The sequence below is a fragment of the Thalassospira sp. UBA1131 genome (genome assembly GCF_002311515.1).
Classification (GTDB): domain Bacteria; phylum Pseudomonadota; class Alphaproteobacteria; order Rhodospirillales; family Thalassospiraceae; genus Thalassospira.
The window spans coordinates 22,679-36,337 of sequence record NZ_DCAO01000123.1 but is presented as its reverse complement, the minus strand read 5'-3'; the positions used below and the strand labels follow the sequence as shown (position 1 = coordinate 36,337).

General features: G+C 55.5%; 14 protein-coding genes. 4 read left to right on the top strand and 10 right to left on the bottom strand.

All coding sequences use genetic code 11. The features are described from left to right. Together smpB and dapA are read right to left on the bottom strand one after the other, a co-directional pair. Nucleotides 1-311 (bottom strand): SsrA-binding protein SmpB (gene smpB / locus B3Z49_RS20720; protein WP_296994447.1); only part of this gene is annotated, 311 nt, incomplete at its 3' end. A 17-nt stretch (nt 312-328) separates the two neighbouring features. Next, a complete protein-coding gene (gene dapA, locus B3Z49_RS20715) occupies nt 329-1,210 on the bottom strand; it encodes a 4-hydroxy-tetrahydrodipicolinate synthase (protein WP_296994444.1) in 882 nt (293 codons plus the stop codon). Nucleotides 1,211-1,418: 208 nt separating this feature from the next. Between dapA and B3Z49_RS20710 the strand changes: the two genes are divergently transcribed. Both B3Z49_RS20710 and B3Z49_RS20705 read left to right on the top strand, forming a co-directional pair. Beyond that, entirely contained in the window at nt 1,419-3,455 is a 2,037-nt protein-coding gene (locus tag B3Z49_RS20710; RefSeq protein WP_008891160.1) for a lytic transglycosylase domain-containing protein, read from the top strand. A 95-nt stretch (nt 3,456-3,550) separates the two neighbouring features. Next, nucleotides 3,551-4,249: a haloacid dehalogenase type II gene (locus B3Z49_RS20705; RefSeq protein ID WP_063089417.1), complete on the top strand. Its 699-nt coding sequence runs from the start codon at nt 3,551-3,553 to the stop codon at nt 4,247-4,249. A gap of 137 nt (nt 4,250-4,386) precedes the next feature. Here B3Z49_RS20705 and B3Z49_RS20700 read toward each other — a convergent pair whose 3' ends face one another. Both B3Z49_RS20700 and B3Z49_RS20695 read right to left on the bottom strand, forming a co-directional pair. After that, a complete protein-coding gene (locus B3Z49_RS20700) occupies nt 4,387-4,842 on the bottom strand; it encodes a bactofilin family protein (protein WP_296994437.1) in 456 nt (151 codons plus the stop codon). Continuing rightward, nucleotides 4,802-6,127, bottom strand: a complete 1,326-nt coding sequence (locus tag B3Z49_RS20695) for a M23 family metallopeptidase (protein ID WP_296994434.1) — start codon at nt 6,125-6,127, stop codon at nt 4,802-4,804. Before B3Z49_RS20695 ends, B3Z49_RS20700 begins: the two co-directional genes overlap by 41 nt. A gap of 222 nt (nt 6,128-6,349) precedes the next feature. Here B3Z49_RS20695 and B3Z49_RS20690 point away from each other — a divergent pair, with 222 nt between their 5' ends. Together B3Z49_RS20690 and B3Z49_RS20685 are read left to right on the top strand one after the other, a co-directional pair. Continuing rightward, nucleotides 6,350-6,844, top strand: coding sequence for a phosphatidylglycerophosphatase A family protein (locus B3Z49_RS20690; protein ID WP_232308434.1), 495 nt, complete (start codon nt 6,350-6,352; stop codon nt 6,842-6,844). A gap of 32 nt (nt 6,845-6,876) precedes the next feature. Beyond that, the gene (locus B3Z49_RS20685) at nt 6,877-7,371 is read left to right on the top strand and encodes a CinA family protein (RefSeq protein ID WP_296994465.1); all 495 of its coding nucleotides are present in this window, start codon (nt 6,877-6,879) and stop codon (nt 7,369-7,371) included. Nucleotides 7,372-7,380: 9 nt separating this feature from the next. Here B3Z49_RS20685 and B3Z49_RS20680 read toward each other — a convergent pair whose 3' ends face one another. The 6 genes from B3Z49_RS20680 to B3Z49_RS20655 all read right to left on the bottom strand — a co-directional run. Beyond that, complete coding sequence (locus B3Z49_RS20680) at nt 7,381-7,845, bottom strand: type II toxin-antitoxin system RatA family toxin (protein WP_063089414.1); 465 nt, start codon at nt 7,843-7,845, stop codon at nt 7,381-7,383. Nucleotides 7,846-7,894: 49 nt separating this feature from the next. Further along, the gene (gene lipA / locus B3Z49_RS20675; RefSeq protein ID WP_296994426.1) at nt 7,895-8,893 is read right to left on the bottom strand and encodes a lipoyl synthase; all 999 of its coding nucleotides are present in this window, start codon (nt 8,891-8,893) and stop codon (nt 7,895-7,897) included. A 126-nt stretch (nt 8,894-9,019) separates the two neighbouring features. Continuing rightward, nucleotides 9,020-10,417: a dihydrolipoyl dehydrogenase gene (gene lpdA, locus B3Z49_RS20670; RefSeq protein WP_296994424.1), complete on the bottom strand. Its 1,398-nt coding sequence runs from the start codon at nt 10,415-10,417 to the stop codon at nt 9,020-9,022. Nucleotides 10,418-10,512: 95 nt separating this feature from the next. Then, nucleotides 10,513-11,850 (bottom strand): pyruvate dehydrogenase complex dihydrolipoamide acetyltransferase, encoded by a 1,338-nt coding sequence (locus tag B3Z49_RS20665; RefSeq protein WP_120226003.1) that lies wholly within the window; start codon nt 11,848-11,850, stop codon nt 10,513-10,515. A 64-nt stretch (nt 11,851-11,914) separates the two neighbouring features. Then, nucleotides 11,915-13,369: a pyruvate dehydrogenase complex E1 component subunit beta gene (locus B3Z49_RS20660; RefSeq protein WP_008891170.1), complete on the bottom strand. Its 1,455-nt coding sequence runs from the start codon at nt 13,367-13,369 to the stop codon at nt 11,915-11,917. Between the two features lie 53 nt (nt 13,370-13,422). After that, nucleotides 13,423-13,659: thiamine pyrophosphate-dependent enzyme (locus tag B3Z49_RS20655; protein ID WP_296994419.1), on the bottom strand; the 237-nt coding region annotated here is incomplete at its 5' end.

Below are 13,659 nucleotides of genomic sequence, written 5' to 3'. Positions count from 1 at the left end.
TTGTTCAGGGCATCATGCATCTTGGTGATTTCACGCTTATGCAAAAGCAGCTTGCGCGGTCGGCGCTCTTCGTGGCCGAACGGCATTTTGCTTTGATATTCAGGGATATAAGCGTTGATCAGCCACACTTCGCCGTTCTTCGCTTCGGCATAGGATTCCTGAATATTTCCCTTGCCATCGCGCAGCGATTTAACTTCGGTACCGCGCAGGGCGATGCCGGCTTCAAACGTTTCCGTCAGGAAAAAGTCAAAGCGGGCCCGCCGGTTCTGCGCGACAATCTTGTTGTTACTTGTTTCTTTCTTGGGTGCCATAAGACGCTTGTTATCGCTTACTGGCCGAGAATACCAGCATTCTTAAGTGCGGCTTCGACCTTGCGTTTGGATTCTTCGGCAATCTCGACCATCGGCAAACGCATATGGCTGCCACACAGGCCAAGAAGCTCTGCTGCGTATTTCACCGGTCCGGGGCTGGATTCACAGAACATCGCCTTGTGAACCGGCATCAGTCGATAGTTCAACTCCTGAACCTTCGAAATGTTCCCCGCAGCCCAGGCCGCATGCAGATCAGCACACAATTTCGGCGCGATGTTCGATGTGACGGAAATGCAGCCATGACCACCCTGTGCCAGGAACGGCACAATCGTGCCGTCTTCCCCCGACAGCTGGCAGAAATCGGCACCCGCAGCCAGGCGGGTCAATGCCGGACGTTCCAGATCGCTGGTCGCATCCTTAACACCGACAATGCGCGGCAATTTGGCCAACTGCGCCATGGTGTCGACATTCATATCAACGATCGAACGGCCCGGAATGTTATAAATCACAATCGGGATATCGGTCGCGTCATGAACCGCCTTGAAATGCGCATACAGGCCTTTCTGGGTCGGCTTGTTGTAATACGGCGTTACTACAAGTGCGGCATCCGCACCGGCATTCTGCGCATGACGGGTCAGCGACACCGCTTCTGCGGTCGAATTCGACCCCGTGCCGGCAATCACAGGACCGCGGCCTTTGGCAACTTCAAGTGCCAGTTCGACAACGCGATGATGCTCGGCATGGCTAAGGGTCGGAGATTCACCGGTGGTTCCGACAGGCACAACACCTGTCGTGCCCTGTTTAAGCTGCCAATCCACAAAAGACTGGAACGCCTTTTCATCAATCGCACCATCTTGCGTGAATGGTGTGATCAAAGCTGTGATTGAACCCTTAAACATAGAGATCTCCAAATTCGGGATATATTAAAAGCGGTCGCGAAAATAGCCGCTGTTGGGGTTTCCCGCAAGCACTGTATCCAATAATCCGGGCGATCCGGGATCGGGTCTGAAAATTCCCGTCAGGACTGTTTGGCTTTTATCAATTTCGCTGCCATAATGCCCGGCTCGAGAGAGCATTCGTTGCCGCAAGGCACAAGGGGAACATCACATGGCGCAAGCGTCTTTCCGCAAGATTTCGATCTGCGCATTGGCACTGGGCTTTTCGATCTTGATACCAGGCAGTTATCAGGTGCAGGCCGCAACGAATGAAGACAACGTTCTTCAGACGCAGCCGCCCTCGCCGCTGTATTCTGCTGTCAGCCGGGCGCGTCTGAACGCCTTTCTGGACGCGGTTGAAGATGGCAAGACCGACATTTTCGAACAACTCCTGACCAATTTTGATGATCCCCTGCTTCAAAAGGCAGCGGAATGGATGCTGCTGACCGCCCCCAATTCCGGGCACAGCTTCGAAGAAATCACCGCCTTCATCGATGCCCATCCGAAATGGCCCAATCAGGCGCTGCTGCGACAGCGCGCCGAAGAAGCCATGACCGATGCCGTACCCGATGACGAAATCCTGGCCTGGTTCAAACGATCCGCCCCCGTGACGGCTGATGGCGCAACCCGCCAGATCAAGGCGTTGCTGGGTGCAGGACAGGAATCGGCGGCCATCGCACTGGTCCGCCACAGCTGGATCAACGAGAATTTCGGCAGCGGCCAAGAACGCCGCTTCCTTGATCGCTACGGCGAATATATTGATCAGGAAACCCATCAACAGCGCCTTGATCGCCTGTTATGGGAAGGTCGCCTGACGACTGCCGCGCGCATGATGAAATATGTCAGCGACGATTACCGCCGCCTGGCCGAGGCCCGCGCCGCCCTGCGCGCCATGAGTGGCGGTGTTGACGGTGCGATCAATCGCGTTCCGGAAAAATACCGCGACGATCCCGGCCTGATTTACGAACGTGTGCGCTGGCGCCGCAAGAAGGACCGCGATCAGGATGCGCGTGATCTTCTGCTCTCGCAGGCCAATGATCTCGCCTATATCTCGATCCGCCCGCAATACTGGTGGCTGGAAAAGGCCATTTTGGCCCGCCGCGCCCTGCAAAAGGGCCATATTACCGATGCCTATCGGCTGGTCGCCAACCATGGTCAGGTTGATCCGGGCGATATCGCCGAGGCCGAATGGTATGCGGGTTGGATCGCGCTTGAATTTTTGGGTGATGCCGACATCGCGCTGACCCATTTCCAGAACCTTTATGATGTCGTTCAATATCCGATCAGCCTGTCGCGCGGCTCTTACTGGGCCGGGCGCGCCAACGAGGCGCTTGGCGATCAAAAACGCGCCAAGGAATGGTACGCAATCGCGGCCGAACATGCCCATACCTTCTATGGCCAGCTTGCCATCGACAAACTGGGCAGCAAGCCATCCTATTCGGTTGAACAACCCGTCCCAACCGCCGAACAACGCGCCGAATTCGAGGCACAGGAACTGACCCAGGTCGTTCGCAAGCTTGGCGCAATGGGGCTTGGCAATATCATTCGTCCTTTCATCATGGCACTGGTTTACGAACATGATGAACCGGAATACCTCGCCATGGCGACCGATCTGGCGCGCGAATATGGCCGCACCGATCTGGGCATTCTTGCCGCCAAACGCAGCATCCGGACTGGCAGCGGTTATCTTGATGCCGCCTACCCGATCCATGAACAGGTCCCGCTTGGCCGTGCCCCGGATCCGGCACTGGTCCATGCCATCATGCGTCAGGAAAGCCTGTTTAATCCGCAGGCGGTCTCGTCTGCTGGCGCGCGTGGTCTGATGCAGCTAATGCCCGCCACGGCAAAGCGCATGGCACAGTCGCTCAAGCTTGATTACGACACCGATCGCCTGATCGAGGATCCGTCCTTCAACATCGCGGTTGGCCGCGCGTATCTCAGCCGCCTTCTTGATCGTTGGGATGGTCAGGAAGTCCTGACGATTGCCAGCTACAATGCCGGGCCGACCCGTGTGCGCCAATGGATCAACGAATATGGCGATCCGCGTGATCCGGATGTCGATCTGGTCGACTGGATCGAAATGATTCCCTATAGCGAAACCCGAAATTACGTTCAGCGTGTGATGGAAGGAACTTATGTCTATCGCCGGCGTTTTGCCCGGGACGAGATCGCAATGGGCCAAAGCGACGCAGCACAGGATACCGAATAAGGACAGTCGGGGGTCTCTTCCGCCTGTCCTGATTTGCGCCTGCGCGCAATTGCCCCATATTTGATCAACACTGCTTGTCAGAAGAGGTCAGCAATATGTCCGATAACGCACTGTCTTCCTGCCGTGCTTTTGTTTTCGATGCCTATGGCACCCTGTTTGATGTCGGCTCCGCCGTCGCAAAACTACGTGACAGCGTCGGCGACGAGGCAGACCGCCTTTCATCCCTCTGGCGACAAAAGCAACTTGAATACACCTGGCTGCGCAGTCTGATGGGGGACTTTGCCGATTTCTGGACCGTGACCGGTGATGCGCTCGATTATGCACTTGATCAGATTGGCAAAAAGGATCCGGTTCTGCGTGCCAAGCTGATGGAAACCTATCTGTCGCTTGATACCTTCCCCGAAGTGGTCGAAACGCTGAAAACCCTGAAAAGTCAGGGGCACAAGCTTGCCATCCTCTCAAACGGTGCCAAGCATATGCTGATCTCGGCGGCCAAATCGTCGGGCATTCTGTCACTGTTTGATCAGATCATCTGTGTCGATGATCTCAAAACCTACAAACCGCATCCGGATGTCTATCAGCTTGCCGTCGACAAGCTTGAAGTCGAACCGGCCGAGATTTCATTCCAGTCGTCAAACGGCTGGGATATTGCTGGTGCCGGGCATTTCGGTTTCCGTACCGCCTGGATCAATCGCGCGCATAGCCCGGCCGAACGCTTGTCGCATACCGCCGATGTGGTGCTGAATGGCCTTGATGAGCTGCTGCCCCTGGTTGGCGAACCGCAAAAGGCATAACGTCCGACAGCTTCAATCACGCCCAAACATGAAAAAGGCAGGCCCGAAATCGGTGCCTGCCTTTTTTGGTTTCTCTGTCGGTTTTGCGCATGGCCGGACTCGCCACCTGAAAACCGCAACACAAATCACTTAAGTGATTATTTGTTTTCTTTCTTCACGTTGGCAGCAACCACCTGCCCCGCCTGGATTACCGTCAGGCCGCCTTCGTCGGCAGCACTTTCGATGCGGCGGCAATGGCCCTCGATATGGGCACCCGGCTCGATGGAAAGGCTTTCGTGAAGAATATCACCGATCATGCGGGCGGTATCGGAAAGGGAAACATCCTTTGCCCTTACCTGACCGATAACGGTGCCGCAAATGCGGACTTTGTCGGCAACAATTTCGCCGCGGACTTCGCCGCTTTGACCGATTGTCAGGGTTCGTGTGCGAATATCGCCATTGACCGACCCATCAACCTGAACATCGGATTCCGAAATCAGATCACCCGTCACACGAAGATCGGCATTGATGACCGACAGGCCACCCTTTTTCTCGGCCCCGTGTGAACCACTTTTATTCGTTGTTTGTGTCGTCTTGCTCGCTTTTGAAAACATGATGTCCCGCCTCAATAAATTTTACAGGATTGACCGGCTTATTATTGACCAGAACTTCATAATGCACGTGGCTACCGGTACTGCGGCCCGTGCTTCCCATCAAGGCGATATGGTCCTGGTACTGCACTTCGTCGCCCTTCTTTACGAGGACCTTGTATAGGTGGCCATAACGGGTTCGAACACCGTTTCCGTGATCAACTTCGACCATCTTCCCGTATTTGCCACTCCATCCCGCATGCACCACTTTGCCCGGTGCGGTTGCAAGAATTGGTGTCTTGATCGGTCCGGCAAGATCAACACCGGAATGAAAAGCCCAGCGACCATTGATCGGGTCTTTTCGTTTACCGAACGAGCTCGATAGATAGTATTTCGCCGCCGGTTCCCCGATTGGCGTCTTCTTGATCCTGTCATGCAGGTTGGCAAGGTGATCCATGCGATCATTCAACGCCAACGCCGTATTGACAAATTCCTCGTCCTGCGGGTGTTCGGGCTCAAACGCCACGAACGGACCACCAACACCGGGCTGCTGCGGCTTCATCGGCGGCAGAACAAATGTTTCCGGCTGCAGGCCGGTCATCTCAAGCACATTCTCAAGCTCGAGAATGGTGGTATCTGCCGTCTGGGCCACCCGCTGCATGGCTTGTTGCTGGATCGAGTGCAAATCAGCAATACGCTGACGCGCTTCGCTCAGTTCACCCTGAAGCTTTTTGGACCGCTGCAAAGCCTGATCACGTTCGCGCATCACACGCGACATGACGGTTTCAACCGTTTCCAACTCGTCGCGCAGTGCAAGGTTGCGGTTGGTGATCCCGTCAATCTGGCCCTGCAACGCATTCATTTGGTTATCCATCGACGTGCGAAGCGATGAAATCCGGACTTTCTCCTTCTCGCTATCAGCAAGCTTGGAGGTATAATCCTGTACCCGCGCCTGAAGCTGCAGGTTCTTTTCCGCCATCGACAACAGATTACGATGGGTATCTTCCATCTGGGATGTAATCTCGCCAAAACGGCGCTGACTTTCGGTAACCCGGGCGATCAGACGGTTGTACGACAGCTCGCTTCTGAAAAGCTGCTCTTCACGCATTGTAAGGCGCTGATCTAGGTACCAGCTATAACCTGTAACGCCGACCGTCCAGGTTATGGCTGCTGCCCCGAATGAGGCCAGTGCGACCTGCGCGTATTTTCCAAGCCGAAGCTGGTAAACGGAATCATTGGAACGGATAAGCAACTGCCGATCCGGAAACCATTTATCCACCAACCGACGAATGCGTTCAAACGCCGACATATTCAGTGTCTAACCCCTAGTTGCCCGTATGCACGTCCGGTTACCCCGGTTATGCAGAGTTTCTTTGACCCCGCCTGAGACATTTTCGCCTTTTCTTTACGCTACCTGTAACTCGGCCTGCAAGCAAGCCCGTTAACACATCCTTAATCGCAAAATTTTCACCTTCTGCTCATATGCTGTGTTACCTATGGCCATCTTCCACATCATATGCGTTTGCTGAGAATGGCGTTTTCCCGATTTATGATCACCTTTGCCGCAACCTGGTTTTATAGCGGCAAAAGCCCGAAGGCACCCGGCACGGCCGGTTCGTTCGCCGCCCTGCCCTTTGGCTGGTTGATCTGGGCCTATGGCGGAAACACGGCACTGATCATCGCCAGCATCGCCGTTTTTGCCATCGGCATCTGGGTCGCCCATCTTTACAGCAATATGCTGGGCATCCATGACGCCGGCGAGATCGTCATTGACGAAGTGGTCGGCCAATGGATGTGTCTGCTTGTCGTGCCGCTTGGTGCGGTCTGGATGGATGCCGTGTGGCTGTTGATTGCCTTCTTGGCATTTCGCATATTTGACGTCATCAAGCCTTGGCCGATACGCTGGGTTGACCGGCGTGTGGGCGGCGGGTTTGGCATCATGTTTGATGATGTCCTGGCCGGCGTTTTTGCCATGATTGCGCTTGTCGGCGTTGTTTACCTGACTGGCGACCTGACAGGCTCCTGACGAGCACACCTGATGGACGGATGATCGTGATGATGAATGACCCTGATCTTCTGAATGCGGCAAGTGCCCTGATCGCGCGCTGCAAGGCCAAGGGCGAAATGATCGCCACGGCCGAATCCTGTACCGGTGGTCTGATCACAGGCACCCTGACCGGTGTTGATGGCAGCTCATCGGTGGTCGATTGCGGCTTTGTCACCTATTCGAACGAGGCCAAACACAGCCTGATTGGCGTTGGCAATGACTTGCTCGCCGAACATGGTGCGGTATCGGAACAGGTTGCACGTGCCATGTGCGAAGGTGCGCTTGATCGCGCGCCCAAAGCCACCATCGCCGTTTCGGTTACCGGCATTGCCGGTCCGGGCGGCGGCACCGACACCAAACCGGTTGGGCTCGTTCATTTTGGCTGTGCGGCCAAGGGGCGTGAAACCATCACGACCCACACGGTCTTTCCGGGCGATCGCCATACCGTGCGCAAGGCAACAGTCCTTAAGGCCTTTGCCCTGATCGAAGAAATGCTGGATCGCTAGGCCTGGGACTCAGGCCTGATTTTCCGATGTCGGCAAGTTCGGCTCGCCATACACTTCGCGTGCGCGGGTTTCAAACGCCCCCACCATCATCTTGACGGCCTCGTTAAACACAACGCCGATCATTTTCTGTAAAAGTGCTGATCGAAACTCGAAATCGACAAAGAAATCAAGCGACGTGCCGCCGTCTTCATCCTTTTCAAACACCCAGTGATTGTTAAGGTACTTGAACGGCCCCTGCAGATATTCCACATCGACCCGATCCGGGCGCTGCAGGGTGACTTTCGATGTGTATTTTTCGCGAAACATCTTAAAGCCGATCACAAGATCCGCCTTAAGCACATTGCCTTCACGCTTGCGCACCCGCGATGCGACACACCACGGAAGGAACTCCGAATAGGAATCGATATCCGCGACAAGATCAAAGAGTTGTTCCGGCGTATAGGGCAGTTTCCTGCGCTCTGCATGCGTCGGCACGCGATATCTCCCTTGATCGTCGTGGTATGTGGCTAAACGGGTGAAAGGACTATTGTGCCGCCGTTACGGTCTGTTCCGCCTTGGCTTTGGCCGCATCCGCAGCAGCCAGCTTCTTCTCGCGCGCTTCACGAAGCTGCTCGAAATCGCGGTCCGCGTGATAGCTAGACCGTGTTAGCGGCGTTGCCGACACCATCAAAAAGCCCTTGCCACGTGCCATCGATGCATATTCGTTGAATTCATCGGGCGTGACAAACTTGTGGACCGGCTCGTGCTTAAGGGTCGGCTGCAGATACTGGCCAATCGTCAGGAAGTCGACATCGGCCACACGCAGGTCATCCATTACCTGTGCCAGTTCCTTGCGTTCTTCACCCAAACCAACCATCAGGCCGGATTTGGTAAAGATCGTCGGGTCAATCTGTTTGACGCGATCAAGAATACGTAGCGACTGGTAATAACGCGCCCCTGGACGGATATTGGTATAAAGCCGCGGAACGGTTTCAAGATTGTGGTTGAACACGTCCGGACGCGCCTTGGCAACGATTTCAACCGCACCCGGCTTGTCACGGAAGTCCGGCGTCAGGATTTCAATCGTCGTTTCCGGTGACTTGTGACGGATCGCCTCAATCACGCGGGCAAAATGTGCTGCCCCGCCATCGGCCAGATCATCACGGTCAACAGACGTAATCACAACATGCTTGAGCTGCATGTCGGCAACCGCCATCGCCAGGTTTTCCGGCTCAAACGGGTCAAGCGCGTTCGGCATCCCGGTTTTGACGTTACAGAACGAACATGCACGCGTGCAGGTATCGCCCATGATCATGAAGGATGCGTGTTTTTTCTGCCAGCATTCGCCGATATTCGGGCATGCGGCTTCTTCACACACGGTATGAAGGTTCAGGCCACGCGCAAGCTCGCGGGTTTCCTGATAGCCCTTGGAGGTCGGAGCCTTGACCCTGATCCAGGACGGTTTGCGCCCCGATGGGCGGTCTGGCCGTTTCTGCTTTTCCGGGTGACGAACGGGTTTCTGTTCGCTGGGCGCCGTCGACATAGAGTTACCTCCGAAGGATTGGACGGGCGGCAATTTGCCGCCACGCCGCGCATTTGTCAAACCGACATTCGTAAAAAGGTGATCATACCGGGCATGTCCGCCCGGCACGACACAATATCTCAAGCTCTAGAAGTGGATCGCACGGCCATAGGCGTCAAGGACCGACTCATGCATCATTTCCGACAGCGTCGGATGCGGGAAGACCGTATGCATCAAATCTTCCTCGGTCGTTTCAAGACCCATCGCAACCACAAAGCCCTGGATCAGCTCGGTCACTTCCGCGCCCACCATGTGCGCGCCAAGCAGCTCACCGGTCTTGGCATCAAACACGGTCTTCACCAGACCTTCTGCCTCGCCAAGGGCAACCGCCTTGCCGTTGCCGATGAACGGGAACTTGCCGACCTTGACTTCATAACCGGCATCTTTGGCCTTGGCTTCGGTCAGACCAACACTTGCCACCTGCGGATGGCAATAGGTGCACCCCGGGATCTTGCGTGGATCAATCGGATGAACGCCTTTGACACCGGCAATCTTTTCAATGCAAACAACACCTTCGTGCTCTGCCTTGTGTGCGAGCATCGGCGGACCAGCAACATCACCGATGGCATAGATGCCCGGCTCTGCGGTTGCCGAATATTCATCAGTGCCGATCACGTTGCGATCAACTTTGACCTTGGTGGTTTCAAGACCAAGACCTTCGGTATTGCCAATCACACCAACGGCCGAAATCACGCGATCCACGGTCAATTCCTGTTTCTTGCCGTCCTTGGTTTCCACCGTGACAACAACGTTATCGGAATTGCGCTTAAGGTTTGCGACCTTGGCTTCGGTCAGGATCTTCATCCCGTCCTTGGTCATCATCTTCTGTGCCAGGCCTGCAACTTCCTTGTCTTCAACCGGCATGATCTGCGGCATGATTTCCACCACGGTCACATCCGCACCCATGGTGTGATAGAAGCTGGCAAACTCGATCCCGATGGCACCGGACCCCACCACAACAAGGCTTTTGGGCATCTTGTCAGGCGTCATCGCCTTTTTGTAATCCCAGACAACCTTGCCATCGGCCTCAAGACCTGGCAGTGAACGGGCACGCGCACCGGTCGCGATGATATAATTCTTCGCGGTATAGGTGCCCTTGTCCTTGCCTTCGACCACGATCTTTTTCGGGCCGTCGAACTTGGCTTCCCCGTTGATCACGGTCACCTTGTTCTTTTTCAGCAAATGACCAACACCACCGGCAAGCTGCTTGGACACGCCGCGCGAACGCTGGATCACCGCATCCAGATCAAAGGACGGCTTTTCACATGAAAGACCATAATCCTTTGCGTGGTGCATGTTGCGATAAACTTCGGCCGAACGCAGCAGCGCCTTGGTCGGGATGCAGCCCCAGTTCAGGCAAATACCGCCAACATGTTCACGTTCGACAACAGCCGTTTTCAGGCCAAGCTGGGCCGCACGGATTGCGGTTACATAACCACCCGGGCCTGCGCCAATCACGATTACGTCGAAATTGTTATCCGCCATCGTAGGATCTCCTTCGCCTGCCCAATAATGGTTACAGGTCTTTTAACTTCAAATGCTTGCGGGGACTTGTTAAAGCCCCCGCGCAACTTTGGACCCTAGAGCAACATGCTCAGCGGATCTTCAATAAGCTTTTTGAATTCGGCCATGAATTCCGCACCGACTGCGCCATCGACCGCGCGATGGTCAACAGAAAGGGTACAGGTCATGACAGTGGCGATTGCCAGTGCACCGTCCTTGACGACCGGGCGCTGTTCACCCGCACCCACTGCAAGGATGCAGCCCTGCGGCGGATTGATAATCGCCGAGAAGTCCTTGATGCCGAACATGCCAAGGTTGGAGACCGAGAAAGTCCCGCCCTGATAATCTTCCGGCTTCAGTTTGCCGTCGCGTGCCTTGCCAGCCAGTGCCTTCATCTCGCCTGAGATTTCAGCAAGGCCTTTCGAACCGGCATCACGAACAACCGGCGTGATCAGGCCACCTTCGATGGCAACCGCCACCGAGATATCCTGTTTCTTGCACTGCAGGGTCGCCTTGTCGGTCCAGATCGAGTTCGCAGCCGGAACCTTTTTCAGCGCCAGCGAAACCGCACGGATGACGAAATCATTGACCGAAATCTTAACGCCCTCGCCCGCCTTTTCATTCAGCTGCTTGCGGGTTGCCAACAGATTGTCGAGTTCGCAATCCACCGTCAGGTAGAAGTGCGGAACCTGCTGCTTGGATTCGGTCAGGCGACGCGCGATGGTTTTGCGCATGCCGCTGTTCGGAATTTCTTCGTATTCCGGAAGACCGGTAAGATCCGGGTTCCAGCCAGATGCGGCCGGTGCACTTGCTGCTGCCGGTGCATCTGCCGATTTCTTGTCTTCGGATGCAGCCGATTTTTCGGCCGGTTTCGACGACAGAGCCGCCTCAATATCGCGTTTCACGATACGACCACGCGGGCCGGAACCGGAAACATCAGAAAGCTCGACACCTTCATTGGCGGCAATACGACGCGCAAGCGGGCTTGCCTTGATGCGCTTGCCACCGGAAACCGGGGCAGCCGGTGCCGGCTTGTCGTCACCAGAGGCCGATTTTTCGGCCGCTGCGGGTGCTTTTTCCTCTTTGGCGTCGTCCTTGGCCGGCGCACTTTCGCCGCCACCAGACGTGCTGGCAGCAGACGTGTCCGCACCTTCAAGCGCGCTTTCGTCTTCGTCTTCTTCAAGCAGCAACGCGATAACTTCGTTTACCGCAACGTTTTCGCTGCCTTCAGAAACAAGGATTTTACCGATCTTGCCTTCGTCGACGGCTTCGACTTCCATCGTGGCTTTGTCGGTTTCGATTTCGGCGATGACGTCACCCGATTCAACGGTGTCGCCTTCCTTGACGTGCCATTTCGCCAAGGTGCCTTCGGTCATGGTCGGCGACAAGGCCGGCATCAATACTTTTACAGGCATGAACGCATTCTCCCGGTAACGGGGCGGCGCGGAGTAACCCGCGACCAGCCCCTGTCCGTCTTACTTAGCGATAGCAAACGGCCTTGGCCGCGGCGACGATGTGGCTGTCCTGCGGAAGCGCAAGCGCCTCCAGGTTGGCAGCATACGGCATCGGAACGTCTTCGCCGGTTACACGGGCAACCGGTGCATCGAGGTAATCAAATGCATGTTCCATCGCAACAGACGCGATTTCCGCACCAATACCCGAGAAGTGCCAGCCTTCCTCAACAGTCACCAGACGGTTGGTCTTCATGACCGAACGAACGATGGTGTTCACATCCAGCGGACGGATGGTGCGCAGGTTGATGACCTCTGCCGAGATGCCCTGCTCTGCCAGTTGTTCGGCCGCCTTAAGCGCCTTGCCCACCATGATCGAGAAAGCAACGATGGTGACATCGGTCCCTTCGCGTTCGATCTTGGCCTGACCAATCGGCAGGACGAAATCTTCGTCGTCAGGCACTTCAAAGCTCTGACCGTACATGATTTCGTTTTCAAGGAAGACAATCGGGTTCGGGTCACGAATGGCCGCCTTCAGAAGGCCTTTGGCGTCTGCGGCCGACCACGGTGCAACAACCTTGAGACCCGGGCAATGTGCATACCAGGATGCATAGCACTGCGAGTGCTGGGCACCGACGCGCGATGCGGCACCGTTCGGACCACGGAACACGATCGGGCAACCAAGCTGGCCACCGGACATGTACAGCGTCTTCGCAGCAGAGTTGATGATCTGGTCAATCGCCTGCATTGCGAAGTTAAAGGTCATGAATTCCAGAACCGGCTTAAGGCCCATAAAGGCCGAACCGGTTGCAAGGCCGGTGAAACCATGCTCGGTGATCGGGGTATCGATCACGCGCTTGTCACCGAATTCATCAAGCAGTCCCTGGGTAACCTTGTAGGCACCCTGATACTGCGCAACTTCTTCACCCATGACGAAGACGTTTTCGTCAGAACGCATTTCTTCGGCCATTGCATCGCGCAGGGCTTCACGAACGGTCTGGGTTTTAAAGCTGGTATAGGTCTTTTCGTCCTGGGTCGCGTTCATCACGCTCATTGCGCGCGGCTCAGCGTCAGAACGTTCAATCGCACCACTGGCAGAAACCGGTGCGGCATTCGAAGATGCCGATGCCGGGGCTTTGTCAGATGATTCTTCCTTGGAAGATTCTTCTTCTTTTGCCGGTGCGGCGTCTTTCTTGGGTTCAGAGGACGCAGAAACGTTATCAAGTGCGGACGCGTCTTCGTCTTCTTCAAGGATATAGGCAATCACCTGATTGACCGCGACATTCTCGGTACCGGCTTCGATAACGAGCTTACCAATGGTGCCCTCGTCTACGGCCTCGACTTCCATCGTGGCTTTGTCGGTTTCGATTTCTGCGATCACGTCACCGGATGCAACAGTGTCGCCTTCCTTGACGTTCCATTTGGCAAGTGTGCCTTCGGTCATGGTCGGCGACAGGGCCGGCATCAAAACTTCAATCGGCATTGTTCCCTCTCTCCCGGGAAATATCGTTCAAAAGCGGTTCGCAGAGCTTGCGATCACGCGTCGATCAGAATGTCGGTAAACAGTTCGGAAACATCCGGCTCCGGGCTGTTCTGCGCGAACTCGGCCGCTTTTGCGACTTCGGCTTTAACTTCCTTGTCGATGTCTTTCAGACCGGATTCATCAATGATGTCGCCGTCGATCAGGAGTTTTTTGACCATATCAATCGGATCGTGCTCTTTACGCATTTTGTCGAGCTCGTCCTTGGTACGGTATTTCGCCGGGTCGGACAT